The sequence below is a fragment of the Kitasatospora sp. NPDC086009 genome, from assembly GCF_044540385.1.
GTDB lineage: Bacteria > Actinomycetota > Actinomycetes > Streptomycetales > Streptomycetaceae > Kitasatospora.
The window spans coordinates 164,036-190,445 of record NZ_JBITSA010000007.1 but is presented as its reverse complement, the minus strand read 5'-3'; the positions used below and the strand labels follow the sequence as shown (position 1 = coordinate 190,445).

Below are 26,410 nucleotides of genomic sequence, written 5' to 3'. Positions count from 1 at the left end.
AGTGGCATCGAGCAGCGGTCCGGTCCGGTGGCCCGCCGGGAGCCAACTTAGGTCGGACCCATTGACTGGGTCAAGCCTAATTTCTGTACCCGACCCAGTGAATCTGCGCTACTCTCACGCCATGACCGAGGGCACCCCCAACCTGCGCGAGCTCAACAAGCGCCGCACCCGCGAGGCGATCTCGAACGCCGCCACGCGGCTCTTCATCGAGCACGGCTTCGACCGGACGACGATCGCCGAGGTCGCGGTGGCCGCCGGGGTCGCCAAGATGACCGTCACCAACCACTTCCCGCGCAAGGAGGACCTCGTCCTCGACCTGCACCGGGAGATGATCGCCGCCCAGGCCGACGCGGTCGCCGGGCGCGCGCCCGACGAGTCCGCGCTGGCGGCGCTGCGCCGCACCTGCCTCGCCTCGATCGACCGGCACGACCCGGCCCTCGGCTTCGCCGATCCGCCGTTCGCCCGCACCGTCACGGAGAGCCCCGCCCTGCTCGCCCGGCTGCGCGAGATCCACGAGCAGAGCGAGAACGCGCTCACCGCGGCCCTCGCCGAGGCCACCGACTCCCCACCGGGCGACCTCACCGCCAGACTCGCGGCCGGCCTGCTGGCGGCGATCCGCCGCGCGCTCTTCACCGAGGTCTTCCACCGCGTCCTGGCCGGCGAGGAGCACGAGGCGATATCGGCGGCCATCCGACCGTCCGCCGTCCGGGCCTTCGATCACCTGCGGAGCGCGCTCGACGGGTACGCCGTCCGGCCGACCGACTGACGCGCCGCCACACACCGGGCGCGCCAACGACGGCATCCCCCGACCGGGCCGCTCGTCGTACAGGCACACCGGCACACCGAAAAAGCGCAGGTCCCGACACTTGACGAAAGGTTGACTTGTTCACGGCAGAACGTTGGCGGGCCCCGACCCTATGGTCGGCGCATGCCCCCACAGCCCATCGGGCGGACAGCCCTGCCCGTCCTGCCCTACCGCAAGCCCACCCCCGGCCGGGACTACTGGGTGCTGGACGACGTGCTGCCCGATCCGGACGCGGTCCGTGAACGGTGCCTCGCCCGGGGCGACTGGACCGAGGGGTACCCCTACCGGCCCGAGACCTGGCCCGGACTGCGCACCATGCCCGGCCTGGAGCCCGCCGAGCTCGCCCGGGTGGAGGCACTGGTCCGCAGGGCGACAGGTGCCGCCAAGCTCTGGGTCCAGAGCACGCCCGGCGGCGGAACGCTCAACCACAACTGCGTCCAACTGGTCGGCGCCGGCGAGTCGGAATCCCGCCCCCACACCGACTCCCGCGCGCTCTGCCGCTACGCGGCCGTCCTCTACCTCAGCCCCGGCGCCCCCAAGGAGGCCGGCACCAGCTTCTACCGCCAGCAGTTCCCCGGCGGGCGCCTCGGCGGCAACCTCGTCGACGCACCGCACAACAACCTCGTCGAGGCGCTCGGCACGCGCCGCGTCCCGGGTGACGCCTTCACCGAGGACGTCCGCGTCCCCAACCGCTACAACCGGCTCCTGCTGTACCGCGCCAACCTGATCCACAGTGCCACCGGCTACTACGGCATCCCGCTGGAGGAGCGGCGAATGACGGCCGTCTTCTTCTGGATGGCCTGACCCCGGAGCGCCCTGGCACCGGGCCCCGGAGCACCCGGCCCCGGATCCCTGACGCGACCCGTCCGTGCAGCGGAACCCCGGAGCACCGGCCCCGCCGCCCACCCTGGTTCACGGCACGCCCACCCGGGGAAACAGCGCTCATGGACAGCGACCTCCCGCCGCACCCGGAGCCCGGCACGGCGACCGGTGCGACCGACGACCCCGGCAGCGACACCCTCAGCGACAGCGGCGACGACACCGACAGCACCAGCGGGACCGACAGCGGCGACGGCGCCATCGGCGGTTCGGTGACCGAGGCCGTACGCCCCGACTGGTCCGGCATCGACCGGATGACGACCCTCGACCTCCTCCGCCTGATGAACGACGAGGACCGCACCGTGGCCGAGGCCGTGGCCACGCAGCTGGAACCGATCGCCGCCGCGGCCGACGCGATCGCCGCCCGGATGGCCCGGGGCGGCCGACTGGTGTACGTGGGGGCGGGAACGGCCGGGCGGCTCGGAGTGCTGGACGCGAGCGAGTGCCCGCCGACCTTCAACACCGCCCCCGGCCAGGTCGTGGGCCTGATCGCGGGCGGCTCCGCAGCGCTGGTCCGCGCCGTCGAGGGCGCGGAGGACCGGCCGGACCTCGCCGTCGCCGACCTCGAAGCACTCGCTCCGACGGCCGCCGACTGCGTGGTGGGCGTCTCCGCCTCGGGCCGTACGCCGTACACGGTGGCCGCGATCCGACAGGCCCGCGCCGCCGGGGCGCTGACCGTGGGCGTGGCCTGCAACCGGGGGTCCGCCCTGGTGTCGGCGGCCGCGCTGGGCATCGAGGTGGTGACGGGGCCGGAGGTGCTGGCCGGATCCACCCGGCTCAAGGCGGGCACCGCACAGAAGCTCGTCCTCAACCTGCTCTCGACGGCCGTCATGGTTCGGCTCGGCAAGACCTACGGAAATCTGATGGTCGACGTGCGGGCGGGCAATGCCAAGCTTCGCGACCGGGCCCACCGGATCGTGGCCACGGCCACCGGCGCGGACCAGGAGACCGTCCGGAGCGCGCTGGCCGTGACGGGCGGCGAGGCCAAGGACGCCGTCCTGGTCGTGCTCGCCGGAGTGGACGCGCCGACCGCCCGCCGACTGCTCGCCGCCTCGGGCGGCCGACTGCGCGAAGCCCTGGAATCGGCCCGGACGGTGGACTGACGGCCGGTGGACTGACGGACGGTGGACTGACGGACGACCTCGGCGGCACGCACTCGTGGCGGCCGCAGAGACGCCGCCGGAGCACACTGAGCCGGCTAGCCGTTCGTCGACGGCGTGTTTGTTCCGCCAGACGATGTAGCGGCGGATCACGCTTGAACTTGGTGATCTCCAAGATCTCCCGGCGCTCGGGCAGGGTGAACGCCCGTGGCCGCCCGCCCCTGTGCTTCGGGAAGAGTGAGTCGAAGCCGTCGGCGTTGAAGTGGTGGATCACGTCGCGAACCCGGTCCGTACTGGTGAAGGTGACCTCGGCGAGCTTCGCCACAGGCACACGCGGGGCAGACAGCAGCACCATCTGTGCCCGCCGCCAGGGCACCACCACCCGGCGACCCGGTGGACGATCCGCAGCAGCCGGCTGCCCTCGTCATCTTCGATCTCGCGGACCTGTACGTGGACGCCGGGTCGCCAACCATGCGGTGCGGGAGGCGGATCCGTTGCGTCGGTCTACGGCTGATCGAATGTCCAGGTGAGGACCACCTGTCCCGTTTCCGGGACGCCGCCGGCGCGGCGGTACGCGGCCAGTGCTGCCGCGTTCTCCTCGTCCGTGATGGTCCACACGCCATAGCAGCCCCGTTCACGGGACAGGTCGGCGAGCGCCGACACCAGAGCCCGGCCGACGCCACGCCCGCGGAAGGACTCGTCCACGCCCAGCTCGTACAGGAACATCTCGGTTCCCTTGTCCGGATGGGTCATCTCCACACCGGTGACGATCCCCGCCGGGACGTCGTCCACATAGGCGATGAGGAGGTGATGGCGCTCGTCCGTCAGGAACCGTTCAGTGGCCTCCCGCCCTGGGACGGTGTCGAAGAGATGTCCAGCGGCGTCGACCGCCTCGACCTGAGTGACACGACGGATCTCCATTCGAGGATCCTGACACGTTCCGGCATCGGGGGGCGGGCATTTTGCCGCAGAGCGATCCCGACGCCGAACCCATCTCTACGGCCTTCGGAACCGCGCCGCTCTGGCCTCTGTCGGTACCTCAGCAGGGCGAACGTTGCCTGATGCGGCACTGAGAGTCGTCCCGTCGGTGGTCTTGCCCGTGGGATGACCTTGGCCGTGGCTGGTGTTATCACGGCGTCTGAGCCGCCCTGGACCGCCCCGTTCGCCGGACTGAGCCCGCATGCCGTCGGCGAGTTGGTGAGGCAGCTGCACCGCGTCGGTCGGCCCCTGCCCGGCAACCGCAACGACTGCAGGGCATGGGAGGAATCCGGGGCCAAGGCCGCCGTCGGCCGGACAACCACGATCGCCGACGGCGGCTACCCCGGAACCGGCCTCGTCATCCCGCACCGCCGCCTCCGTGGCGACGAACTGACCGACTGGCAGGCCGAACACAACCACGACCACCAACGGGTCCGCGCCCGCGTCGAGCACGCCTTCGCCCGGATGAAGACCTAAAAGATCCTGCGCGACCGCCGCCTGAGAGACGACGGCGTGCGCCACGCGATGCACGGCGTTGCCCGTCTGCGCAACCTCGCTCTCACGGGATGACTCCCGCCGCATGCGCGACCTGAAGGGTTCCCGGGAGAGGGCTCCCTACCTCGCAGTCTCGGAGGAGAAATCAGGCGAGGCAGAACTCGTTGCCCTCGATGTCCTGCATCGTGATGCACGACTCGTTGACGCCATCGGCGCGCTGCGTCAGCACGTGCTTCGCCCCGAGCGCCATCAGCCGTGCGCATTCGGCCTCGAGTGTGGCCAGACGCTCGTCACCCACGAGCCCGGTGCCGGCCCGCACATCGAGATGCACCCGGTTCTTGACGACCTTGCCTTCGGGGACTCGCTGGAAGAGCAGGCGCGGAGCCACACCCGCGGGATCAGTGCACGCGAAGTAGATCGCATCCTCGGGCGGCAGTGAGCGGAAGCACTCCTCCCACGTGGCGAAGCCCTCCGGGACCGCCGGCATGACGTACCCCAGCACCTCGCACCAGAAGGCGGCGAGGCGCACGGGCTCCGCGCAGTCGAAGGCCACTTGGAACTGTTTGATCGTTGACATTGGCGCACAATAACAGGGGCGCTGCTCATCTCCGCAGGTCAGGGGATCCACAGGTGGTCAGGCGGCGGGGTGGACGGCAGCGCCGATGGTGCGGACCACGGCACGGTAGGCGGCGGGTACGCCACCTACCGGCGGCCGGATGCCGAGGATCGAGCAGGCGATCTCCGCCGCCCTGGGTGGGGCGCGCCGTGGTCAATGTCGGGGCCGGCGCGGGGTCGTACGGGTCGGCGACGCTGGAGGTGACGGCGGTCGAGCCGTCGGCGTCCATGCGTGCCCAGCGCCCCGCGCACCTGTCTGCCGCCGTCCGGCGGTCACGAGAGACGGACGGCTTCCCGCGCCACCACCTCGCCGAAGCGGGGCAGGTCGAGGTCGACCGCCGACCGGTGCTCCGCCTCCGTCAGGGCCGCCATCGCATCCTCGACGAACACCAGCTGGTAGCCGTGGTCGGCGGCTGCCCGAGCGGTCGACTCCACGCCCAGGTTGGTCGCGATGCCGGCGAACACCAGCGTGTGCACGCCGCGCCCCTGGAGCAGGTCGTGCAGCCCGGTGTCCTGGAACCCGCCGATGGTGCGCTTCACCAATACGGCATCGGCGGTCGCCGCCACCTCCGCGACCAGCCCACTGCCGGGCGGCTGCTCGGCGACGCTCGGGCGCTCGACGCGCAGGGCGACGACGGGGGCACCCGCTGCCCGGAAGGCCGCCGCCAGTTCCAGCGACGCCCTGAGCACCTCGGTCCCCGCGTGCGGGGCCAGCGGCAGGGCGACGATCCGGTCCATCAGGTCGACCAGGACGAGCGCCGTCCGGCCGGAGTCAAGGGTTCGCATGGCGGATCACGGTAGCGGATCACCGTGGCCGGATGCCTGCTCCTGGGCGGTCGCGCTCCGGGATCCTCGATCAGCACCCACCGCCCGTACTCGACGTCTGCGACGTGGTCGGTCATCCGCAGGATGTCGGCGGCCTCGCTCAACAGCGGCAGGCCGCGCGACGCCACGAGCCCTGACGAGCGACGGCCGAACAAGGTGCCTTCCGACCAGGCAACCGGGCAACCGATCGGACCGCCGCAACGCCGTCCGGCCGCGCCGTCGGACGGCATCAGCCGGGCCGCCGACAAGAGTTGAACGCCAACGCCGTCCTTGACGCCCTCGGCGGGTTGTCGATTTCATAGTATGAACGTCGCCCGGTCCCGAGCATCGACGGCGATGTGGGTGCCTCATGCCCCAGGGGATGATGTCCGCACCTCCGTCCGCGACGCACCACCCAGCGACGACACCGCACCGGCCGCCCCACCCCGAGAACATCGGAGCTTCCCCGCACCCGAAGATGGGAGCGCTCCCGCACTCCTCATCCCGCCCCGGCCGGTGCCCACCGGCGGAGGCCCGCCCGGACCGCCGCCGCACTCCTCGGAGAGGAAGACCGACGTGTCCCACCCCCTACGCCGCCTGCGCAGGATCGTGACAGCGCTCGCTCTCACGGCGGCCGTGCTCCTGTCGGCCCCGCCCGCGCAGGCCGCCCCCACCCCGACCAGCGCCCCGATGCCCGGAGCGACCGCAGCGACGGGAGCAACCGGCGTCACCACCCCGGGCTCCGGCTACTGGCACACCAGCGGGCGCCAACTGCTCGACGAGGCCGGCCGACCCGTCCGGATCGCCGGAGTCAACTGGTTCGGCTTCGAAACGGCCGACCACGTTCCGCACGGCCTCTGGGCCCGCGACTACGGCAGCATGATCGACCAGATGCGCGCCCTCGGCTTCAACACCATCCGCCTGCCCTACAGCGACGACCTCTTCCAGGGCTCCGTACCGACCGGTGTCAACCACTCCGGCGGCATGAACGCCGACCTCCAGGGCCTGACCTCGCTCCAGGTGATGGACCGGATCGTCGACCGGGCCGGAGCCGCCGGGCTCAAGGTGATCCTCGACCGCCACCGCCCGGACGCCGACGGGCAGTCGGCGCTCTGGTACACGAGCGCCGTCCCGGAGAGCACCTGGCTCGCCGACCTCCGGGCGATCGCCGCGCGCTACGCCGGCAACCCCACCGTCATCGGCATCGACCTGCACAACGAGCCGCATGATCCGGCCTGTTGGGGCTGCGGCGACCCGGCGCTCGACTGGCGCCTGGCGGCCGAGCGCGGCGGCGAGGCCGTCCTGGGGGCCAACCCCTCGCTGCTCGTCCTCGTCGAGGGTGTGCAGAGCTTCCAGGGCAGTTCGACCTGGTGGGGCGGGAACCTCCGCGGTGCGGCGGCCTACCCGGTCCGGCTGGGCGTGCCGAACCGCCTCGTCTACTCCGCGCACGAGTACGCCACGAGCGTGGCGCGCCAACCGTGGTTCGACGACCCGGCGTTCCCCGCCAACCTGCCCGCGGTGTGGGACTCCAACTGGGGCTACCTGTTCCGACAGAACATCGCGCCGGTGTGGATCGGCGAGTTCGGCTCCACCCTGCAAGCGGCCGCCGACCGGACCTGGCTGAGCGCGCTCACCCAGTACCTGCGGTCCACCGCGCAGGCGGGCGCGGACGCCTTCTCCTGGACGTTCTGGTCCTGGAACCCGAACTCGGGCGACACCGGCGGGATCCTCAAGGACGACTGGACCACGGTGGACACGGTGAAGGACGGCTACCTCACCGCCGTCAAGGCCCCGGGGTTCGCCGCCGGCGGCGGGGTCGGCGACACCCGGTCGCCGACGGCCCCCACCGGCCTCACGGCGACCGCTGTCACCGCCACCTCCGCCACCCTCGGCTGGGCCGCCTCCCAGGACGACACGGGCGTCACCGGCTACGACGTCCACCGGGGCGCCACGCTGGTGGGCACGGTCACGGGCACCACGTACACGGACACCGGCCTCACCCCGGCGACCGCCTACACCTACACCGTCACCGCCCGGGACGCCGCCGGAAACGTCTCGGCCGCCTCCGGGGCGACGACCGTGACCACCGCGGGGCCTCCCGACACCACCGGCTGCACGGCCGGTTGGCACACGGACAGCCAGTGGGACACCGGGTTCACCGCGACCGTGACGGTCACCAACACCGGGAGCCGGGCCGGTAGCACCTGGACGGCCGCCTGGGACCGGCCCGCCGGGTGGCAGCCGACCGGGACCTGGAACGCCGCCGTCACCCAGTCGGCGAGCACGGTCACCGCGACCGGCCTGGCGTACAACAGCGCCTTGGCGCCCGGCGCTTCGACGACCTTCGGCCTTCAGGGCAGCGGCCGGCTCGGCGCCTCCCCGCCGGTGCCGACGTGCACCGTCACGCCCTGACGGCAGCAGGGCCTCCGCCCACCCGGCACCACCAGCCACCGGGCACCACCACCAGGCACCAGACACCAGGCCGTACCGCAGACAGCCCCCCCAGACCCACCCGACGCTCGCCGAGGCCCACCACGGACCCCTGCGCGGGAGCGCTCCCACGCATTTATGTCGAACGCCTTGACGCCCCCGAGCGTTCATGGGTTGATAGCGGGGAGCCGGAGTCTGACTCCATCTCACGCGCACAGCAGCCGAATTGAGAGCCTTCCCGCAGTTCGGCAACTATCCCGGCCGACCCGCCGGAAACCTGCACCGGGATCGCTCTCACCTCTGATGGGAGCGATCCCACCCCGGCGCCCCGGACCGGCGCCCTTACCCCTGGGTCCCCCACCCGAAAGGACTCCCCCATGCCTTCCGGCCACCACAACGGCGGACGCACCCGCCGCAGGCCCGTGCTCCACCGGCTGCGCGCCCTCGCCGCCGTCGCGGCGCTCGGCGCCACCAGCCTCCTGCCCGTCGCCACCGCCACCTCCGCCTCAGCCGCTGCGGCGGAGGCCTCAACGCCGGCCGCCCGGGTCGACAACCCCTATGCCGGCGCGGGCGTCTACGTGAACCCCGAGTGGGCCGCGAACGCCGCCGCCGAACCCGGCGGCAGCGCCGTCGCGGGCCAGCCGACCGCCGTCTGGCTCGACCGCATCGCCGCCATCAACGGCACCGCCGGCCACCTGGGCCTGCGCGGACACCTCGACAACGCCGTCCGGCAGGCGGCAGGCAAGCCCTTCGTCGTCCAGCTCGTCGTCTACGACCTCCCCGGCCGCGACTGCGCCGCCCTCGCCTCCAACGGCGAACTCGGCCCGACCGAGATCGGCCGCTACCGGACCGAGTTCATCGACCCGATCGCCGCCGTGCTGGCCGATCCCGCCTACGCCGGGCTGCGGATCGTCACCACCGTCGAGATCGACTCGCTGCCGAACCTGGTCACCAACGCGGGCGGCACCGCCACCGCCACCCCGCAGTGCGACACCATGAAGGCCAACGGCAACTACGTGAACGGCGTCGGGTACGCACTGGCCAAGCTGGGCGCCGTCCCGAACGTCTACAACTACGTCGATGCCGGCCACCACGGCTGGCTCGGCTGGGACTCCAACCTCGGCCCAGCCGTCGACGTCCTCCACCAGGCCGCGACGGCCGCCGGCTCCACCACCGCCAACGTGCACGGCTTCATCGTCAACACCGCCAACTACTCGGCCCTGAAGGAGCCCTACTACACCGTCGACGACTCGGTGAACGGCACCTCGGTCCGCCAGAGCGCCTGGGTGGACTGGAACCGCTACGTCGACGAGCTCTCCTACGCCCAGGCCTTCCGGCAGAAGGCCGTCAGCGCCGGGTTCGACCCGGCCGTCGGCATGCTGATCGACACCTCGCGCAACGGCTGGGGCGGCGCGGCCCGCCCGACAGGCCCGGGCGCCCGGACCAGCGTCGACAGCTACGTGGACGGCGGCCGGACCGACCGGCGGTTCCAGACCGGCAACTGGTGCAACCAGAGCGGCGCCGGCCTCGGCGAGCGTCCGCGGTCCGCACCCGAGCCGGGCATCGACGCCTACGTGTGGGTGAAGCCCCCGGGCGAGTCGGACGGTGCCAGCCAGTACATCCCCAACGACGAGGGGAAGGGCTTCGACCGGATGTGCGACCCGACGTACACCGGCAACCCACGCAACAACTTCCACCTCTCCGGCGCCCTGCCGGGCGCGCCGCTGGCCGGGGCCTGGTTCTCCGCCCAGTTCCAGGAGTTGCTGAAGAACGCCTACCCGCCGGTGACCGGCGGCGGCACCGGCGACACCACGCCGCCGAGCACCCCGGCCGGGCTCCGCTCCACCGCCACCACGGCCGCCACCGTCTCGCTGGCGTGGACGGCCTCGACCGACAACGTCGGGGTCACGGGGTACGACGTCTACCGCAACGGCACGGCGGTCGGGTCCACCACGGGCGCCGGCGGCACCACGTACACCGACGGCGGGCTGACCGCCTCGACCGCCTACCGCTACACCGTGGTGGCACGTGACGCGGCGGGCAACGCCTCGACGGCCTCGGCGGCCCTCACCGTCACCACCGCCGCGGGCAGCGGCGGCGGGAGCTCCGGTTGCACCGCGGCCTACCGGGTCAGCAGCGACTGGGGCACCGGCTTCAACGCCGACGTCACCGTCACCAACACCGGTACGGCCGCCGCCACGCACTGGAAGGTGACCTGGACCTGGGGCGGCACCCAGCAGGTGAGCAACCTCTGGAACGGTGTCCTCGCGCAGTCCGGCACGAGTGTGACCGTCACCAACGCCCCGTACAACGGCGCGCTGGCGGCGGGCGCGAGCACCGCCTTCGGGTTCGGCGCCGGTTACTCCGGCGGCAACACCGCGCCGACGCTGAGCTGCACGACGAGCTGACGCCCGACCGGCCCGGTGCCGGCTCCGCCACGACGGCGGGGCCGGCACCGGCGCTGTCCCCAGCGTTCCGGCCAGTCAGGGGTTCCCGCCACACAGGGGGGTTCCCGCCACACAGGGGGCTCCCGCCAAGCCGGTACTCGCGCCGGGGCCGCGGGCAGGCCCCCGTCAGGCCGAGTCGCGGACCACCAGCTCGGTCGCCAGCACCACCTGCCGGCTGCCCCGGTGCCGCCCGGCGATCTCCTCCAGGAGCAGCCGGGCCATGGTGCGCCCCATCTCCTCGATCGGCTGGCGGACGCTGGTCATCGCCGGTTCGGTGTGCCGGGCCACGATCGAGTCGTCGAACCCGATCACCGCGACCTGGTCCGGGATCCGCCGGCCGGCCGCCCGGAGCACCTGCATGGCCCCGGCGGCCATCACGTCCGAGGCGCAGAACACCGCGTCGAGGTCGGGCCGCCGCTCCAGCAGCGCCCGCATCGCCTGCCGCCCGCCCTCCTCGGTGAAGTCGGCCAGACCGACGAGGTCCTCCTCGTACGCCTGCCCGGCCTCCTCCAGGGCCCGGCGGTAGCCGTCCAGGCGGGCCAGCGCCACCTCCATGTCCAGCGGGCCGGTGATGGTGGCCACCCGGCCGCAGCCGCGCCGCAGCAGGTGCCGGACGGCCATCCGCGCACCGCCGGCGTTGTCGGCGTGGACATAGCTGAGGACCTCGTGGTCGTTGCGCCGGCCGGCCAGCACCGACGGGATCTCCAGGCTCTCCAGCAGGCCGGGCAGCGGGTCGTCCCGGTGCACCGCGACGAGCAGCACGCCGTCCACCCGCTGGGCCGACAGGTACGCGGCCAGCCGGTCGCGCTCGCGCTGGTTGCGGACCAGGATCAGCAGCAACTGCATGTCGGTCTCGCTGAGTTCGGCCGCGACGCCGCTGATGATGTCGGAGAAGTAGGGCTCGGAGAAGAGCCTGGTCTCCGCCTCCGGGACGACCAGGGCGACGGCGTCCGTCCGGGAAGTGACCAGGGCCCGCGCCGCCCGGTTCGGCACGTAGCCGAGTTCGGCGATCGCGGCCTGGACCGCCTCCCGGGCCTTGTCGCTCACCCGGGGCGAGCCGTTGACCACCCGGGAGACCGTGCCGCGGCCCACGCCGGCGAGGGCGGCCACCTCCTCCAGGGTCGGCCGTGCCGAGCCCCGTGACCCACTGCCCGACGCGCCGGCCGTCCCACTCGCCGCCTGTGCCATCGTCCACCTCTCCAAGACCTCGCCACGGGGGCCGCCAACGCCGGGCGGGCGCCCCGGAGACCATCCTCCTCCACCGGGGCGCGGCGCGGGCGCGAGGGGGCAGGTGCCGGCCCGGTGGGCCGCCCGCCGCAGGACACGTTCCCGCAACGGATGGCGCGATCCGCCTTGACACCCGACCCGATCACCCAGCAACCTTCCCCTAGTGCTTGGGAGCGCTCCCACGACAGTGCGCCCACCCTAGCGGCCCGCCGCCACCGGGGCCAGCCTCCGACGCCCGACCGGAGCCGGAGGGGCTGTCCGACGCTCGATCAACAAGCCCGCCAGTGAGCCGAATTAGCCGCCGGATCACTGACTGATCAACCCCGGCCGGGCACCACGCACGCGTCCGCCGAGTACTGCCGGAACCAGAGCCCGAGCCGGAACCCAAGTCCGAGCCGGAACCAGAGGACCCGAGCCGAAGCCCGAGCAAACCCGCACCCGGCCCCCCGGGAGCACCGGCCACCCGGGAGCACCGGACACCGGCCACCAGACACCCGCCACACCCACCACGCACAGGCACCGAGGAGAACCCCCATGCGTCCCACCACCCGCGCACGCCGCCGGGCCGTCCCCGTCACCACCGCACTGACCCTCTCGGCCCTCCTGCTCACCGGCTGCGCCGGCGGCTCCGACGCCGATACCGCCACCGGCGCGGCCGCCGACGGCGGTGGCAAAGTCACGCTCTCCGTCGGCGACTTCGGCACCTTCGGCTACCGCGAAGCCGGCCTGTACGACGAGTACATGGCCGCCCACCCCTCGATCACCATCCGGTACGAGACCGTCCAGGACGGTCAGAAGTACTGGGACGCCCTGGCCACCCACCTGGCCTCCGGCAGCGGCCTCAACGACATCCAGGCCGTCGAGGTCGGCTACATCGCGCAGGCCACCGGCACGCTCGGCGACAAGTTCACCGACCTCTCCAAGGCGGAGGGCGTCCGGGCCGACGCGTGGCTGCCGTGGAAGGCCAAGCAGGCCACCACCGCCAAGGGCGCCCTGATCGGCCTGGGCACCGACATCGGCCCGATGGCCGTCTGCTACCGCAAGGACCTCTTCGAGCAGGCCGGACTGCCGACCGACCGCGAGGCCGTCGGCAAGCTGTGGAGCGGGGACTGGGCGAAGTTCGTCGAGGCCGGTAAGCAGTACCAGGCCAAGGCCCCGGCGGGCACCTTCTTCACCGACTCGGCGAGCGGCCTCTTCAACGCGGCCCTCTCCGCGGAGTCCCAGCAGTACTCGGACGCCTCCGGCAAGCTCGTCTACCGGGACAGCCCCGGGGTGAAGAAGGCCTGGACGACCGCCGTGGACGCGTCCCGCGCCGGTATCAGCGCCGGTCTGCGGCAGTTCCAGGACGACTGGAACACCGCCTTCAGCAACGCCCGGTTCGCCACCGTGGTCTGCCCGTCCTGGATGACCGGCATCATCAGCAAGTACTCCGGCGACCAGGGCAAGGGCAAGTGGGACATCGCGCAGGCGCCGGTGGCCTCCAACTGGGGCGGCGCCTTCCTCACGGTGCCCAAGGCCGGCAAGCACCAGAAGGAAGCCGCCGCGCTGGCCGCCTGGCTGACCGCGCCCGAGCAGCAGGCCAAGGTCTTCGCCAAGGTCGGCAATCTGCCGTCGACCACCGCGGCGCTGGCTCAACCCGCCGTCCAGAACGCCACCTTGGACTACTTCGGCACCACCCCGACCGGGAAGATCTTCGCCGCCACCGCACAGAACATCGCGCCGGCACCGATCGGTGAGCAGGACGGCACGGTCAAGACCGTCATCACGGACAACGGGATCCTCGACATCGAGCAGCACGGCACCGACCCGGCCAAGGCCTGGACCAACGTCACCAAGCTGATCGACGACAAGGTCAACGGCTGAGCGCCACCCCTCCGGCCGTTCCGGTGCCGGGCCCGTCCGCGGCCCGGACCGGCCCGGCCCGCCACCCCTGGAAGGACTCCCCCGTGGCCACCACCCACCGGCCCGCGACGGACAGCGGCCCGCCCCGGCCCGCGCCCGCAGGGCGCCGCTCCGGCCCCGCCGCGCCGCCCCCCAGCTGGCGCTCGCGCCTGCACCGACTCGACCTCAAGGCCTCGCCCTACGCGTACATCGCGCCCTTCTTCCTCTGCTTCGCGGCCTTCGGCCTGTTCCCCCTGCTGTGGACCGGCTGGCTCTCGCTGCACCGGGTCGACCTGCTCGACCCGGGGGTGATGGAGTGGCGCGGGCTGGGCAACTACACCCGGCTCTGGGGCACGGAGCAGTTCCGCACCGCGCTGCTCAACACCTTCACCATCGGGGTGCTGTCCACCGTGCCGCAGCTGCTGATGGCGCTCGGGCTGGCGCACCTGCTCAACTACCGGCTGCGCGGCCGCGGCTTCCTGCGGGTGGCGGTCCTGGCGCCGTACGCCACCTCGATCGCGGCGGCGACCCTGGTCTTCGTCCAACTGTTCAACCCCGACTACGGGTTGGTCAACTGGCTGCTCTCGCTGGTGGGGGTCGGCCGGACGGACTGGTACGCCGACACCTGGCCCGCCCAGATCGCCGTCGCCACCATCGTCACCTGGCGCTGGACGGGCTACAACGCGCTGATCTACCTGGCCGCGATGCAGGCCGTCCCGAAGGACCTCTACGAGGCCGCGAGCCTGGACGGCGCCTCCCGCTGGCAGCAGTTCACCCGGATCACCGTGCCGTCCATCCGGCCCACCATCCTGTTCACGGTGATCGTCTCGACCATCGGGGCCACCCAGCTGTTCGGCGAGCCGCTGCTCTTCGGCGGCGGTGTCGGGGTCAGCGGCGGATCGGCCCACCAGTTCCAGACCTTGAGCCTCTACATGTACGAACTCGGCTGGCCGAGCCGTCAGTTGGGCCGTGCGTCGGCCGTCGCCTGGACGATGCTGCTGATCCTGCTGCTGATCGGCGCCGTCCAACTGCTGCTCGCCCGCCGGGGCCGTGCCGGACAGGGGCGCTGAGATGACCACCACCCTCGAACCCACCCCGACGGCGCGGCCGTCCACCGCCGACCGTGCCCCCGGCCGTCTCGCGGGCGCGCTGCGCGCCGTCCGGCGCCGGCTGCGGCCCGGTGCCGGGGAGCAGGACAAGGCCGGGCCGCTGACCTACGCCGTCCTGGCGGCCGCCGCCGTGCTCTCGCTGTTCCCCCTGTACTGGACCTTCGTCGCCGCCTCCTCCACCGGGGAGCGGGTGGCCCAGGCACCGCCGCCGCTGCTGCCCGGCGGATCGCTGTGGACCAACATCACCACCGCCTGGGAGCAGGCCGACCTCGGCCGGGCGCTGCTCAACTCCACGGTCGTGGCGGGCTGCGTCGCACTGAGCACGGTCGCGTTCTCCACCCTGGCCGGGTTCGCCTTCGCCAAGCTGGCGTTCCGCGGCCGGGGCGCCCTGCTGACCGTCGTCGTCGCCACCATGACCATCCCCCCGCAGCTCAGCGTGATCCCGCTCTACCGGATCATCACCGACCTGGGCTGGGGCAACCAGCTGAAGGCCGTCGTACTCCCCTCCCTGGTGGCCGCCTTCGGGGTGTTCTTCATGCGGCAGTACCTCGCCGAGGCGCTGCCGGTGGAGCTGATCGAGGCGGCCCGGGTGGACGGCGCGCACAGTCTGCGGATCGTCTGGCACGTCGTGCTGCCGGTGGCCCGGCCGGCGATGGCCGTGCTGGGAATGCTGGTCTTCGTGCAGTCCTGGAACGACTTCTTCTGGCCCTTCGTCGTCCTGACCCAGCAGAACCCGACCGTCCAGGTCGCGTTGTCCGCCATCGGCGGCGGCAGCGCCTACGAAGTCAACCAGGCGGTCATCATGACCGGCGCCCTGGTCGGCACGCTGCCGCTGCTGCTGCTCTTCGCCGTCCTGGGCCGGCACATCGTCGGGGGCATCACCGCCGGCGCCGTCAAGAGCTGAACCCGCCCCACGCCGCCGTCAAGAGCTGAACCGCCGTCGAGCGCTGCCCCCCGCCCCGCCCACCACCTCCCGGGAGCATCCCCGTCATGACCTCCACCGTGCCGCCCGCCCGCACCGATGCCGTCCCCGCGGCCCGCACCTCCGCCCGCACCTCCGCCTCCACCCCCGCCGCCCGCACCGCGGCCGAACCCCCCGCCCGGGCCTTCCCGCCCGGCTTCCGCTGGGGCGCCGCCACCGCCGCCTACCAGATCGAGGGCGCCGCCGCCGAGGGCGGCCGGACGCCGTCGATCTGGGACACCTTCAGCCACACCCCCGGCCGGACCGCCGGCGGGCAGACCGGCGACGTGGCGGTCGACCACTACCACCGGTTCCGCGAGGACGTCCGGCTGATGGCCCGGCTCGGCCTCACCTCCTACCGGTTCTCGCTCTCCTGGCCACGGATCCAGCCCACCGGCCGCGGCCCCGCCCTGGAGAGCGGCCTGGACTTCTACCGGGCCCTGGCCGACGAGCTCGCGGAGCACGGCATCCGGCCGGTCGCCACCCTCTACCACTGGGACCTCCCGCAGCACCTGGAGGACGCCGGCGGCTGGCCGGTGCGCGAGAGCGCCGAGCGCTTCGCCGAGTACGCGGCCCTCGCGGCGCAGGCCCTGGGCGACCGGATCGACACCTGGGTGACCCTCAACGAACCCTGGTGCAGCGCCTTCCTCGGCTACGGCTCCGGCGTCCACGCACCCGGCCGCACCAGCCCGGCTGACGCGCTCCGCGCCGCCCACCACCTCAACCTCGGGCACGGCCTCGCCGTCGGCGCCCTGCGCGCCGCCCTGCCCTCGACCGCCGAGATCGCCGTCTCGCTCAACCTGCACGCCGTCCGCCCGCTCACCGGCCACTCCGACGACCTCGCCGCGGCCCGGCGGATCGACGCGGTGGGCAACCGGATCTTCACCGGTCCGATGTTCGCCGGCGCCTACCCGGACGACCTGCTGGCCGACACCGCCCACCTGGTCGACTGGGCGGACCTGGTGCGCGACGGCGACCTCGCCGAGATCTCCCGGCCCATCGACCTGCTCGGGCTGAACTACTACACGCCGACGGTGGTCTCCGCCGCCCGCGACGGCGAGGCCGCGACGGCCCGCCACGACGGCCACGGCGCGAGCCCGCACTCCCCCTGGCCGGGCGCCGACGACGTCACCTTCCACCGCGCGCCCGGCGAACTCACCGCCATGGGGTGGCCGATCGACCCGACCGGCCTGACCGAGCTGCTGACCGCGCTGCACCGGGAGCACGGGCTGCCGCTCCTCGTGACCGAGAACGGCGCGGCCTTCGAGGACGTGGTCGGCCCCGACGGCAGCGTCGACGACCCCCGGCGGATCGCCTACATCCGCGCCCACCTCGCCGCCGTCCACCACGCCCTCGAAGCCGGCGCCGACGTGCGCGGCTACTACCTCTGGTCGCTGCTCGACAACTTCGAGTGGGCCTACGGCTACGCCAAGCGCTTCGGCGCCGTCCACGTGGACTACGACACGCTCGCCCGTACCCCGAAGGCCAGCGCCCACTGGTACGCGGAGGTGATCCGCCGGGGCGGGATCGACTGAGCGAGGGGCCGGGTGCCCCGGGCCTCAGCCGGCCAGCTCGTCGCGCCGCACCAGTGCGACGGCCCGGCCGTCGACCAGGACGAGCGCGGCGTCCTGGCCGGGTCCGAGCGACTCCCGGGCCTCGGCGAGCGACTGGCCGACGCCGACCGTCGGCAGGGCGGGGCCCAGCAGGGCGGTGACCGGGCCGTCCGGCGCGGCGCGGCCCTCGGTGACCGCTCGCTCGACGGCCGCCGAGGAGAGGGAGCCGAGCACCTCGGTGGCGCTGACCCCGTACGGGCGCTCCGGCCGGGCCAGCACCACCGGCGCGACGCCGCCGGGCACCTCGCGCAGCACGGCCAGGGCGTCGGCCACCGAGGCGTCCGCGGCGACCGTGACCGGCCCGCCGGGCCGACCGTCCAGCACGGACCGGACGGTCGGTCCGGTGTGGTCGGCGCCCCGCGGCTCCTCCAGGAACCCCCACCGGCGCAGCCAGTCGTCGCTGTACAGCTTGGAGAGGTAGGACCGGCCGGAGTCGGGCAGCAGCACCACGACGAGGTCGTCGGGGCCGAGTCCGCGCGCGACCCGGAGCGCGGCGGCCACCGCCGTGCCCGAGGAGGGGCCGGCCAGCAGTCCCTCCTCACGGGCCAGCCGCCGTGCGGTCAGCAGGGACTCGCGGTCCGGGATCCGCTCGACGTGGTCGACGACCTCGCGGTGGTAGGACTCCGGCCAGCGGTCCTCCGCCGTGCCGGGGTGCAGGAAGTGGCCGATGCTGTCGACGAAGTAGGGGCTGCCGTCGCCACCGCCGTAGCGGGAGGACTCCGGGTCCGCGCCGACCACCGTGACGCCGCCGCCGGAGGCCTTCTTGAGGAAGGCGCCGGTGCCGCTGATCGTGCCGCCGGTGCCGACCCCCGCGACGAAGTGGGTCACCCGGCCCCCGGTCTGCTCCCAGAGCTCCGGACCGGTGGTCCGCACGTGCGCGTCGGGGTTGGCGGGGTTGTCGTACTGGTTGGCCAGCCAGGCGCCGGGGATCTCCTCGGCGAGCCGGCGCACCACGTTGAACAGGTGGTCCGGGTGCTCGGCCGGCAGCGTGGTCGGGGCGAGCACCACCTCGGCGCCGTACGCCCGCAGGATGTCCGACTTCTCGACGGCGGCCCGGTCGGCCACGCAGGCGATCACCCGGTAGCCGCGCCGGCGGCCGACGATGGTGAGGCCGATCCCGGTGTTGCCGGAGGTCGCCTCGATGATCGTCCCACCGGGCCGGAGCAGGCCGTCCCGCTCGGCCGCCAGGACCATCGACAGCGCGGCGCGGTCCTTCACGCTCCCGCCGATGCTGAGGAACTCGGCCTTGGCGTAGACGGGGGTCGCGAGGCCGGCGCCGAGCCGGGCCAGCCGGAACAGCGGCGTCCCGCCGATCGCGTCGACCACCGATTCGTGAACCGTCATGCGACTCCTTGCCCCGGTACCCCGCCGCGCGCGGCCACTGCCGCGTACGCCACGGCCCCGGGCGAACGCCTGCGACCGCTGGGACGAAAGGCTTTCACCGCACGATCGCCCGACGCAAGAGGACCCGGCGCGAGAGGACCCGGCGCAAGAGGACCGGGCCAGGTCAGCAGGCCGGGCGGATGGGCCCGGCCGGGCGGGTCACGCCTCCTGGGTGTCGAGCCAGTTCAGCAGGACGGCGCGGTCGGCGACGGTGCCGGTGGGGTTCGCCGGGTCCAGCAGCCAGTGCCGGATCCGCCCGACGGTCTCCGGATCGAGGTCCAGGTACAGGCGCCAGTGCGCCCGGGTGTGGCAGTTCGGGTCGCGCGGCTCGTCACAGTCGTGGCAGTGGGTGAAGAAGGCGTCCACCATGCGGTGCACGATCAGCTCGTCGGACATGAAGGCCGCGTTTCCCTCTCTCGGTGCGTGCTGCCGGCCTCCACGGGCCAGCGCTCCACTTCCAGGGTGCGGGGCGGCCGACCCGGACGGGAGGGACGAACGTCCCGCGCCCCGGCCCGTCCGGCGCCCGCCCGGGCCCGGGAACGCCGGAGGCCCGGTACCCGTGGGGGTGGGTACCGGGCCGTTCGAGGGGCGGTGGTCAGCCGCGGCCCGAGGACTTCTGCGTGCGACGGGAGACCGAGTCCAGGACGACGGCGGCCAGCAGCACGGCGCCGGTGATCATGTACTGGATCGCCTGGGCGGCGTGCACCATGTCCAGGCCCGTGGTGATGGACTGGATGACCAGGATGCCGAGCAGCGCCGACCAGGTCTTGCCGCGCCCGCCGAAGAGGCTGGTGCCACCGATGACGGCGGCCGCGATGGCGCTCATCAGCACGTTGCCGCTGCCCAGCGTCTTGTCCGCCGAGCCCTGCTGGGAGGCGATGAACAGGCCGCCGAGACCGGCCAGGCCGGCCGAGATCATGAAGACCGAGATGCGGACCCAGGCGACGTTGATGCCCGCGCGGCGGGCGGCCTCGATGCCACCGCCGACGGCGAAGATCTGCCGGCCGTACGAGGTGCGGCGCAGCACGAAGTCGGTCAGCACGACGACGCCGAGCAGGATGACCAGCGGCAGCGGCAGGCCGCTGTCCTGGTTGAGGGTGTAGGCGCCGGCCAGGGCGAGCACCGCGAGGGCGCCGGTGCGCAGCGCTATCTCGCCGGTGGTGCGGGCGGGCAGTCCGGCGGTGGTGCGGCGGCGGGCGTCCAGGAGCTGGCCGCCGAGGAACAGCACGATCGCGAGGACGGCCGCCAGCCAGGCGAAGGCGATGTCGCCGTCGCCCAGGAAGTAGGTGTCCAGGTTGGCGACGACGCCGTCGTTGATGTTGTTGACGGTGCCGAGCTTGCCGAGGACGTAGTCCTGCAGACCGCTCCAGGCGAGCATGCCGGCCAGGGTGACGACGAAGGCGGGGACGCCGATCCTGGCGAAGAAGAAGCCGTGCAGGGCGCCCATGGCCACCGCCGCGACGAGGGCGAGCAGGATCGCCAGGCCCTCGTTGAGGCCCTGACGGACCGCCAGGACGGAGGTGATGGCCGAGGTGACGCCCGCGATGGAGCCCAGCGAGAGGTCGATCTCGCCGAGCAGCAGGACGAAGACGACACCGACGGCGATCAGGCCGGGACCGGCGATCCACTTGGTGATGTTGGTCAGGTTGTCGGCCTGGAGGAAGTGGCCGGTGACGCTCTGGAAGATGACCGCGATCAGGACCAGGCCGATGACGACGGGCAGCGAGCCGAGGTCCCCGCTCTTGATCTTGCGGCGGAACTCCTCCACGTAGCCCGCGACGCCGCCCTGGCGGACCAGCAGGCGCGGGTCGGCCACCGGTGCCGGGGCGTTGGTGGGGGTGGTCTGGCTGGTGCTCACTTCGCTTCCTCCGCGATACGTGCCTGACGCCGGGTGACGGCGTTGTCGGTGGCGCCGGTGATGGCGGAGATGATCTCCTCGGGCGAGGTGCCGGCGACCGGGAAGACCCCGTTGTTGCGGCCCAGGCGCAGGACGGCGACGGTGTCGGCGACCGCCCGTACGTCCGCCATGTTGTGGCTGATCAGGATCACACCGAGGCCGCGCTGGCGCAGCCGCTCGACCAGGTCGAGGACCTGCGCGGTCTGCTCGACGCCGAGGGCCGCGGTCGGCTCGTCGAGGATCACGATCCTCGGGTCGCCGACGAGGGCGCGGGCGATCGCCACGACCTGGCGCTGGCCGCCGGAGAGCGCGGCGATCGGGATCCGCACGCTGGGGATCCGGATCGAGAGCGTGTCCAGCAGTTCCTTGGCGCGCCGCTCCATGGCGACCTCGTCCAGCGTGCCGAAGCGGCGCAGCTCGCGGCCCAGGAAGAGGTTGGCGACGACGTCGAGGTTGTCGCACAGCGCGAGGTCCTGGTACACGGTGGCGATGCCGAGTGCCTGGGCCTCCTGGGGGCGGGTGACCCGGACCGGGCGCCCGTCCCAGGTGATCTCACCCTCGTCGATCGGGTGAACTCCTGCGATCGTCTTGACCAGGGTGGACTTGCCGGCGCCGTTGTCGCCGACCAGCGCGACGACTTCGCCGGCGTGGACGTCGAGGTCGACATCGGTGAGTGCCTGGACAGCGCCGAAGCGCTTGGAGACCGCGCGCAGCGCCAGTACGGGTGCGCCTGTCACGTGAACCATCTCCTGCGGGGTAGTGCGTGGGGTGGGGTGGGGTTCCTGCGGGCAGGAGGGCCGGCGCTCCCCGGGCGGTACGGGGAGCGCCGTGGCCTTCGAGCCCGGCGGGCGCGCTACTTGACGCCGGCGGTGGTGCAGGCGGCGGCGAAGTCCGCGGTGCAGATGTCGGCGGCCTTGTACAGGCCGTCGGCGATGACGGTGTCGTTGATGTTGGCCTTGGTGACGACCTTGGGCTCCAGCAGCTTGGCCGGGATGCCCTTGTCCGTGTCGCTGTCCACCGTGGACGGCGCCGCGGCCTTGAGGTCCTTGCCCTGCAGGAGGTTCACGGCCAGCTCGGCGGCGCTGTCGGCGAGCGGCTTGTAGGCCTTGTAGATGGTGTAGGCCTGGTCCCCGGCGACGATCCGCTGGACGGCGTCGAGGCCGGCGTCCTGACCGCCGACCGGGACGCTGACGCCCGCGGCCTTCAGCTGGGTGATGATGGCGCCCGCCATGCCGTCGTTGGCGGAGTAGACGGCCTGGAAGCCGTCCTTGCCCAGCTGGGTGATGGCGGCACCGGTCTTCTGGCCGGCGACGGTGGGCTTCCACTCGCCGGACTGCTCGTAGACCACCTTCTTGACCTTGCCGTCGAGCACCTTGTGCGCGCCCGACTTGAACTGCGCGGCGTTGGGGTCGGCCTCGTCACCGTTGATCATGATGATGTTGGCGTCGGCCGCCTTGGCGCCGAGCGCGTCGACCAGCGCCTGGCCCTGCAGCTCGCCGACCTTCTCGTTGTCGAAGGAGACGTAGGCCGAGACCGGGCCGGTGGCGAGCCGGTCGTAGGCGATGACCTTGACGCCCTTGCCGGCCGCCTCCTTCACCCAGGACTGGGTGGACTTGGCGTCGAAGGCGTCCAGGATGATCACCTTCACACCCTGGGCGATCAGGGTGTCGAACTGCTGCTTCTGCTTGGCGGCGCTGCCCTCGGCGTTGCTGTACTGCACCTTGCAGTCCGAGCAGAGCGCCTTGACCTTGGCCTCGATGAACGGCCGGTCGAAGGACTCGTAGCGGGTGGAGGAGGCGTTCTCGGGGAGCAGCAGGCCGATGGACTTGCTGTCCCCGGAGCTCGCGGAGTCCTTCTTGTCACTGCCGGCCTTGCCGCAGGCGGCCATCGAAAGGGCCATCGAGACCGCGGCGGTGCCAATGACGACGCGACGCATCGTTGCGTTCATGTGGGGAGTGCCTCCGTGACGGTGCCGCAGCGCTGCGGCGGGGTGGGAGGAGTTAATCCGTCTTCGGCATATGACGTCAATAAGTAAATCCAAGCCCTCACGATTCAGATCTTTTCGTTATCTTCGTGAACGCCTACTCGTCATTGAAGCTTGGAGGAACCTCCGAGTATCAATCTGGCAGGACATGACAGAACGGACATATGGTTTCGCTTCGACGTTCACCACCTGGTGCGAACGTGAGAATCGATCCGCGAATCCAAAGGGCCGGTCGCCGATCCCCTGACCGCTGCACTCTTGACAAGAACAGAGCAAAATGCTTCGTGCGTTCAAGACTTAGATCAACAGGACGGAAGGCTTGAGGATCTGACGTTCCGTCGGCGGCGGCCGGGATCACCGCGCGGGCCCGTCGGCGCCCGAACGTGGTACAGGAGGGGCGGCCGCGGCGCACCCCCGGAACGCCGTGGACCCGCCGGACGTGATCGTCCGACGGGTCCACGGTGTTCGGGAACGTGCTCGTAGGGGGTGCCTACCGGCGGACTGCCTACCGGCGGACGGCACCCACCACCCGGGGCCCGGGTCCGCCGGGGCCCCGCCCGCTCAGCCCCACCACTGCTCCGGCACGGCGGCCGCCTCCGGCGCACCGCCGGACCGCACCGCCTCCTCCCGCGCCCGGGGGCCGGCCGTCACCAGCAGCTCACCCGGCCCGGCCTCGGCCACCCGGTAGCCGGACTCCCGGAGCACCGCGGCGACCGCCCCGGTCATCGCCGTACGGATGCCCTCGCCGGGCGGCGGCGCGGCGTCGCCCGGCCCGTCGGCGCCGTCCCCGCCGGGCTCGGCGCCCTGCCCGGCGTCCTGGTCCGCGCCCGGCGACCAGCCGACCAGCACGCCCTGGGGCAGTTCCGCGATCCGCAGGCCCGAGGGCCCCGAGGGGCCCCGCTCGGTGTCGAACCCGGCACGGGCCAGGGCCGCTGTCACGTCCTCGTAGAGTTCCCGGTGATCCACCATTGGCGCAGCGTAGGCCGGGGACCGCACCCTCCCCGCGCACGGCGCGCGCCGAAACGGTTCGGCTCCCCGGCAACAGCACCCGAGCGCACCATTCCCGGCCCGAAAGCGGCCGGTCAGCGGCACGCACACCCCCGGACGGGCCGACACGAGCGGCCGTCCGGGCCGATGGACGTGCACAGTCGGCCCCCTGCCGACAGCATGACAGAGTAAGCGCTCCATCACTTTGAGCAACGGGGCCAGCGGGTCGGCGGATCCGCGCGCCGGCGACCCCGGCGGCCCCGTATCGAGAGGTCCCATGATCACATCACTCCGCCGGCCGGCAGCTCCGCAGGCGGGCTCCCCGGACGGTACGCAGCGGACGCCGGGGAGCCCGTCGTGAGAGCCCACCACCAGTCGCGCCCGGGACCGGTCACCAGCACGCGCTCGGCGCCCGCGAACAAGGCCGAGGCCCTCGCCGACTGGGCCGACGGCCGGCTCGGCATCTACGCCCTGTCCAAGGCCAACCTGCGCAAGATCTTCCCGGACCACTGGTCCTTCATGCTCGGCGAGATCTGCTTGTACACCTTCATCATCATCATCCTGACCGGCGTCTGGCTGACCCTGTTCTTCCAGCCGTCGATGGCCGAGGTGACGTACGAGGGCTCGTACATCCCGCTCCGGGGCATCCGGATGTCCGAGGCGTACGCCTCGACGGTCGACATCAGCTTCGACATCCGCGGCGGTCTGCTGATCCGGCAGATCCACCACTGGTCGGCGATCGTGTTCGTCGCCGCGATGCTGGTGCACATGATGCGCGTCTTCTTCACCGGCGCGTTCCGCAAGCCGCGCGAGATCAACTGGATCTTCGGCGCACTGCTGCTGTTCCTCGGCATGTTCGACGGCTTCATGGGCTACTCGCTGCCCGACGACCTGCTCTCCGGCACCGGCATCCGGTTCATGGAGGGCGCGGTGCTGGCCGTCCCGCTGGTCGGCACGTACCTGCAGTTCTTCATCTACGGCGGCCAGTTCCCGGGCTTCGTGATCGTGCCCCGGCTGTTCACCGTGCACATCCTGCTGATCCCGGGGATCATGCTGGGCCTGCTGGTGGCCCATCTGATCCTGGTCTTCTACCACAAGCACACCCAGTTCTCCGGCCCCGGCCGCAAGGAGGAGAACGTCGTCGGCATGCCGCTGATGCCGGTCTACATGGCCAAGGCGGGCGGCTTCTTCTTCCTGGTGTTCGGCATCATCAGCGCGATGGCGGCGATCGCCACCGTCAACCCGATCTGGGCCTACGGCCCGTACCGGCCGGACCAGGTGTCCACGGACGCCCAGCCCGACTGGTACATGGGCTTCTCCGAGGGCCTGATCCGGATCATGCCGGGCTGGGAGATCGGCCTCTGGGGGCACACCCTCAACATGGGCGTCTTCGTGCCTCTGATGATCTTCCCACTGGTGCTCTTCGCCATCTGGACGTACCCGTTCCTGGAGGCCTGGGTCACCGGCGACCGGCGCGAGCACCACATCGCGGACCGCCCGCGCAACGCGCCCGTGCGGACCGGCTTCGGCGCCGCCTGGGTCAGCCTCTACGTGATCCTGCTGATCGGTGGCGGCAACGACCTCATCGCCACCCACTTCCACCTGTCGATCAACGCCATCACCAACGCGGTCCGGATCGGCTTCTTCGTCCTCCCGGTGGTGGTCTTCGTGATCACCAAGCGCTGGTGCCTGGGCCTCCAGCGGCGCGACAAGGAGAAGGTGCTGCACGGCCGCGAGACCGGCGTCATCAACCGGCTGCAGCACGGCGAGTTCGTCGAGGTGCACGCCCCGCTCCCGCAGGGGCGGCTGTACACGCTCACCTCGCACGAGCAGCCGCAGCCGATGGAGCTGCCGGCCGAGGTGGACGAGAACGGCGTGGTCCGCCGGGCCGGCCTGCTCACCCGCACCCGGGCCCAGCTCTCGCGCGGCTTCTTCGGCCGGGGCAGCCAGATCGCCAAGCCGACCGCGCAGGAGCACGAGGAGATCACCAGCGGCCACGGCCACCACTGACCTCCCGCGCCCCGCACGACCGGGCCCGCCACGCCGTCCAGCGCGTGGCGGGCCCGTCGCGTGCGGCCACCCCGCGGGCTCCGGCGCGCGGCCGCCGCCCCGGTCAGGCCCGCAGCGCGACCGGCACCACCGCGAGCAGGGCCGCGGCGAGCGCCACCGAGAGGCAGACGGCCGCCCAGCGCGCGCAGATCCGCCGGCACTCGCCGCGGTAGCGCGCGGCCAGCTGGCGGCACCGCTCCACGGCCCGGTCGACGACGTCCTCGGCGTAGCGCAACCGGTCGGCCGCGTAGGCCCGTTCGAGGTCCTCCCGTTCGGCGGGCGACAGCCAGGGGAACCGGCCCGCGAACGCCTGGGCGTCCCGCTCGGCCGCCGCCACCTCGGCCTCCCAGGCCAGATAGCCCTCCAGCCGGGCGATCTCCACCCGTGCGTCCACCCGAGGCCGGGCCGGCCCGCCGCCCTTGCCCGGCCGAGGGGTCCGCGCTCTCGGCGGGCGCTCTCTGCCACCCATGACCGCTCCTTGTCCAGCACCCGGGCACCGCGGCGAGCAGCACTGCGGCAGCGGCGCGCACCAGTCGAGTGGGTCGGCCGAACGCCCCACCGGCCAGGACAGCAGCCGGCGGTCGATCGCACCGCAACCACGCAACTACTATCAGTGACCGATGGTGGCCCGCGGGACGACTCGCCGGATCCGGCCGCACCACGGGGCGCCCGCCCGGCCGCCCGCGCTGGGCCGATCGGTGCGACGGCGGCCCCACGGAACGCCCGCACGACCAGAGCGGCGGCCCGCCCGAGCACTCCCGCCCGC

The 26,410-nt window shown here is 72.5% G+C and carries 21 protein-coding genes and 2 pseudogenes; 11 read left to right on the top strand and 12 right to left on the bottom strand.

Going from position 1 to position 26,410, the window contains the following annotated elements; genetic code table 11:
- Window positions 1-121: 121 nt before the first annotated feature.
- The 3 genes from ACIF6L_RS19615 to murQ all read left to right on the top strand — a co-directional run bounded on the left by ACIF6L_RS19615 (window position 122) and on the right by murQ (window position 2,787).
- Window positions 122-766, top strand: coding sequence for a TetR/AcrR family transcriptional regulator (locus tag ACIF6L_RS19615; protein ID WP_396486335.1), 645 nt, complete (start codon window positions 122-124; stop codon window positions 764-766).
- A gap of 162 nt (window positions 767-928) precedes the next feature.
- Window positions 929-1,609: a DUF6445 family protein gene (locus ACIF6L_RS19610; protein WP_380383702.1), complete on the top strand. Its 681-nt coding sequence runs from the start codon at window positions 929-931 to the stop codon at window positions 1,607-1,609.
- A gap of 140 nt (window positions 1,610-1,749) precedes the next feature.
- Entirely contained in the window at window positions 1,750-2,787 is a 1,038-nt protein-coding gene (gene murQ, locus ACIF6L_RS19605; RefSeq protein ID WP_396486336.1) for an N-acetylmuramic acid 6-phosphate etherase, read from the top strand.
- 115 nt (window positions 2,788-2,902) lie between these two features.
- On the opposite strand, the pseudogene ACIF6L_RS19600 reads toward murQ, so the two are convergent.
- Window positions 2,903-3,219 (bottom strand): annotated as a pseudogene (locus ACIF6L_RS19600) (helix-turn-helix domain-containing protein); the annotation flags it as partial.
- 69 nt (window positions 3,220-3,288) lie between these two features.
- Window positions 3,289-3,705 carry a GNAT family N-acetyltransferase gene (locus ACIF6L_RS19595; RefSeq protein WP_396486337.1) on the bottom strand — a complete coding sequence of 139 codons (417 nt, stop codon included), beginning with the start codon at window positions 3,703-3,705 and terminating at the stop codon, window positions 3,289-3,291.
- Window positions 3,706-3,888: 183 nt separating this feature from the next.
- Between ACIF6L_RS19595 and ACIF6L_RS19590 the strand changes: the two are divergent.
- A pseudogene (locus ACIF6L_RS19590) lies at window positions 3,889-4,332 on the top strand (transposase).
- 70 nt (window positions 4,333-4,402) lie between these two features.
- Here ACIF6L_RS19590 and ACIF6L_RS19585 read toward each other — a convergent pair.
- Together ACIF6L_RS19585 and ACIF6L_RS19580 are read right to left on the bottom strand one after the other, a co-directional pair.
- Window positions 4,403-4,834, bottom strand: a complete 432-nt coding sequence (locus ACIF6L_RS19585) for a VOC family protein (protein WP_329485931.1) — start codon at window positions 4,832-4,834, stop codon at window positions 4,403-4,405.
- A 311-nt stretch (window positions 4,835-5,145) separates the two neighbouring features.
- Window positions 5,146-5,658 carry an isochorismatase family protein gene (locus tag ACIF6L_RS19580; RefSeq protein ID WP_396486338.1) on the bottom strand — a complete coding sequence of 171 codons (513 nt, stop codon included), beginning with the start codon at window positions 5,656-5,658 and terminating at the stop codon, window positions 5,146-5,148.
- Between the two features lie 594 nt (window positions 5,659-6,252).
- Here ACIF6L_RS19580 and ACIF6L_RS19575 point away from each other — a divergent pair.
- Entirely contained in the window at window positions 6,253-8,088 is a 1,836-nt protein-coding gene (locus ACIF6L_RS19575; RefSeq protein ID WP_396486339.1) for a cellulase family glycosylhydrolase, read from the top strand.
- A 395-nt stretch (window positions 8,089-8,483) separates the two neighbouring features.
- Window positions 8,484-10,514, top strand: a complete 2,031-nt coding sequence (locus ACIF6L_RS19570; protein ID WP_396486340.1) for a glycoside hydrolase family 6 protein — start codon at window positions 8,484-8,486, stop codon at window positions 10,512-10,514.
- A gap of 165 nt (window positions 10,515-10,679) precedes the next feature.
- On the opposite strand, the gene ACIF6L_RS19565 is transcribed toward ACIF6L_RS19570, so the two are convergent.
- Complete coding sequence (locus tag ACIF6L_RS19565; protein WP_329485935.1) at window positions 10,680-11,741, bottom strand: LacI family DNA-binding transcriptional regulator; 1,062 nt, start codon at window positions 11,739-11,741, stop codon at window positions 10,680-10,682.
- A 573-nt stretch (window positions 11,742-12,314) separates the two neighbouring features.
- Between ACIF6L_RS19565 and ACIF6L_RS19560 the strand changes: the two genes are divergently transcribed.
- The 4 genes from ACIF6L_RS19560 to ACIF6L_RS19545 all read left to right on the top strand — a co-directional run bounded on the left by ACIF6L_RS19560 (window position 12,315) and on the right by ACIF6L_RS19545 (window position 17,266).
- Window positions 12,315-13,643 (top strand): ABC transporter substrate-binding protein, encoded by a 1,329-nt coding sequence (locus ACIF6L_RS19560; RefSeq protein WP_396486341.1) that lies wholly within the window; start codon window positions 12,315-12,317, stop codon window positions 13,641-13,643.
- A gap of 83 nt (window positions 13,644-13,726) precedes the next feature.
- Window positions 13,727-14,731, top strand: a complete 1,005-nt coding sequence (locus ACIF6L_RS19555) for a carbohydrate ABC transporter permease (RefSeq protein WP_380383733.1) — start codon at window positions 13,727-13,729, stop codon at window positions 14,729-14,731.
- A 1-nt stretch (window position 14,732) separates the two neighbouring features.
- Complete coding sequence (locus ACIF6L_RS19550) at window positions 14,733-15,674, top strand: carbohydrate ABC transporter permease (RefSeq protein ID WP_396486342.1); 942 nt, start codon at window positions 14,733-14,735, stop codon at window positions 15,672-15,674.
- A gap of 86 nt (window positions 15,675-15,760) precedes the next feature.
- Entirely contained in the window at window positions 15,761-17,266 is a 1,506-nt protein-coding gene (locus ACIF6L_RS19545) for a GH1 family beta-glucosidase (RefSeq protein WP_396486343.1), read from the top strand.
- A 24-nt stretch (window positions 17,267-17,290) separates the two neighbouring features.
- Here ACIF6L_RS19545 and ACIF6L_RS19540 read toward each other — a convergent pair whose 3' ends face one another.
- The 6 genes from ACIF6L_RS19540 to ACIF6L_RS19515 form a co-directional block, all read right to left on the bottom strand.
- Window positions 17,291-18,688: a pyridoxal-phosphate dependent enzyme gene (locus ACIF6L_RS19540; RefSeq protein ID WP_396486344.1), complete on the bottom strand. Its 1,398-nt coding sequence runs from the start codon at window positions 18,686-18,688 to the stop codon at window positions 17,291-17,293.
- Window positions 18,689-18,886: 198 nt separating this feature from the next.
- Window positions 18,887-19,123 carry a hypothetical protein gene (locus ACIF6L_RS19535; RefSeq protein ID WP_352292002.1) on the bottom strand — a complete coding sequence of 79 codons (237 nt, stop codon included), beginning with the start codon at window positions 19,121-19,123 and terminating at the stop codon, window positions 18,887-18,889.
- Window positions 19,124-19,322: 199 nt separating this feature from the next.
- On the bottom strand, window positions 19,323-20,585 hold the full coding sequence (locus tag ACIF6L_RS19530) for a sugar ABC transporter permease (protein ID WP_329485941.1): 1,263 nt from the start codon (window positions 20,583-20,585) through the stop codon (window positions 19,323-19,325).
- Window positions 20,582-21,370, bottom strand: coding sequence for an ATP-binding cassette domain-containing protein (locus ACIF6L_RS19525; RefSeq protein ID WP_329485943.1), 789 nt, complete (start codon window positions 21,368-21,370; stop codon window positions 20,582-20,584). The genes ACIF6L_RS19530 and ACIF6L_RS19525 overlap by 4 nt, the downstream gene beginning before the upstream one ends.
- A 107-nt stretch (window positions 21,371-21,477) precedes the next feature.
- The gene (locus ACIF6L_RS19520) at window positions 21,478-22,572 is read right to left on the bottom strand and encodes a substrate-binding domain-containing protein (RefSeq protein ID WP_352292000.1); all 1,095 of its coding nucleotides are present in this window, start codon (window positions 22,570-22,572) and stop codon (window positions 21,478-21,480) included.
- Window positions 22,573-23,169: 597 nt separating this feature from the next.
- Window positions 23,170-23,577, bottom strand: a complete 408-nt coding sequence (locus ACIF6L_RS19515) for a hypothetical protein (RefSeq protein ID WP_396486345.1) — start codon at window positions 23,575-23,577, stop codon at window positions 23,170-23,172.
- A 375-nt stretch (window positions 23,578-23,952) separates the two neighbouring features.
- Between ACIF6L_RS19515 and ACIF6L_RS19510 the strand changes: the two genes are divergently transcribed.
- On the top strand, window positions 23,953-25,605 hold the full coding sequence (locus tag ACIF6L_RS19510; protein ID WP_359804478.1) for a cytochrome bc complex cytochrome b subunit: 1,653 nt from the start codon (window positions 23,953-23,955) through the stop codon (window positions 25,603-25,605).
- A gap of 103 nt (window positions 25,606-25,708) precedes the next feature.
- Here the strand turns inward: ACIF6L_RS19510 and ACIF6L_RS19505 are convergent, their stop codons facing one another.
- Window positions 25,709-26,113: a cytochrome C oxidase subunit I gene (locus ACIF6L_RS19505; protein ID WP_359804477.1), complete on the bottom strand. Its 405-nt coding sequence runs from the start codon at window positions 26,111-26,113 to the stop codon at window positions 25,709-25,711.
- Window positions 26,114-26,410: the final 297 nt, after the last annotated feature.

What these genes read in the sequence shown, in the direction of transcription:
- ACIF6L_RS19525 (WP_329485943.1), bottom strand. Translation starts at nt 21,370, where the DNA reads ATGGTTCACGTGACAGGCGCACCCGTACTGGCGCTGCGCGCGGTCTCC.
- ACIF6L_RS19535 (WP_352292002.1), bottom strand. Translation starts at nt 19,123, where the DNA reads ATGTCCGACGAGCTGATCGTGCACCGCATGGTGGACGCCTTCTTCACC.
- ACIF6L_RS19520 (WP_352292000.1), bottom strand. Translation starts at nt 22,572, where the DNA reads ATGAACGCAACGATGCGTCGCGTCGTCATTGGCACCGCCGCGGTCTCG.
- ACIF6L_RS19550 (WP_396486342.1), top strand. Translation starts at nt 14,733, where the DNA reads ATGACCACCACCCTCGAACCCACCCCGACGGCGCGGCCGTCCACCGCC.
- ACIF6L_RS19565 (WP_329485935.1), bottom strand. Translation starts at nt 11,741, where the DNA reads ATGGCACAGGCGGCGAGTGGGACGGCCGGCGCGTCGGGCAGTGGGTCA.
- ACIF6L_RS19595 (WP_396486337.1), bottom strand. Translation starts at nt 3,705, where the DNA reads ATGGAGATCCGTCGTGTCACTCAGGTCGAGGCGGTCGACGCCGCTGGA.
- ACIF6L_RS19615 (WP_396486335.1), top strand. Translation starts at nt 122, where the DNA reads ATGACCGAGGGCACCCCCAACCTGCGCGAGCTCAACAAGCGCCGCACC.
- ACIF6L_RS19585 (WP_329485931.1), bottom strand. Translation starts at nt 4,834, where the DNA reads ATGTCAACGATCAAACAGTTCCAAGTGGCCTTCGACTGCGCGGAGCCC.
- ACIF6L_RS19560 (WP_396486341.1), top strand. Translation starts at nt 12,315, where the DNA reads ATGCGTCCCACCACCCGCGCACGCCGCCGGGCCGTCCCCGTCACCACC.
- ACIF6L_RS19545 (WP_396486343.1), top strand. Translation starts at nt 15,761, where the DNA reads ATGACCTCCACCGTGCCGCCCGCCCGCACCGATGCCGTCCCCGCGGCC.
- ACIF6L_RS19610 (WP_380383702.1), top strand. Translation starts at nt 929, where the DNA reads ATGCCCCCACAGCCCATCGGGCGGACAGCCCTGCCCGTCCTGCCCTAC.
- ACIF6L_RS19505 (WP_359804477.1), bottom strand. Translation starts at nt 26,113, where the DNA reads ATGGGTGGCAGAGAGCGCCCGCCGAGAGCGCGGACCCCTCGGCCGGGC.
- ACIF6L_RS19515 (WP_396486345.1), bottom strand. Translation starts at nt 23,577, where the DNA reads ATGGTGGATCACCGGGAACTCTACGAGGACGTGACAGCGGCCCTGGCC.
- ACIF6L_RS19570 (WP_396486340.1), top strand. Translation starts at nt 8,484, where the DNA reads ATGCCTTCCGGCCACCACAACGGCGGACGCACCCGCCGCAGGCCCGTG.
- ACIF6L_RS19540 (WP_396486344.1), bottom strand. Translation starts at nt 18,688, where the DNA reads ATGACGGTTCACGAATCGGTGGTCGACGCGATCGGCGGGACGCCGCTG.
- murQ (WP_396486336.1), top strand. Translation starts at nt 1,750, where the DNA reads ATGGACAGCGACCTCCCGCCGCACCCGGAGCCCGGCACGGCGACCGGT.
- ACIF6L_RS19580 (WP_396486338.1), bottom strand. Translation starts at nt 5,658, where the DNA reads ATGCGAACCCTTGACTCCGGCCGGACGGCGCTCGTCCTGGTCGACCTG.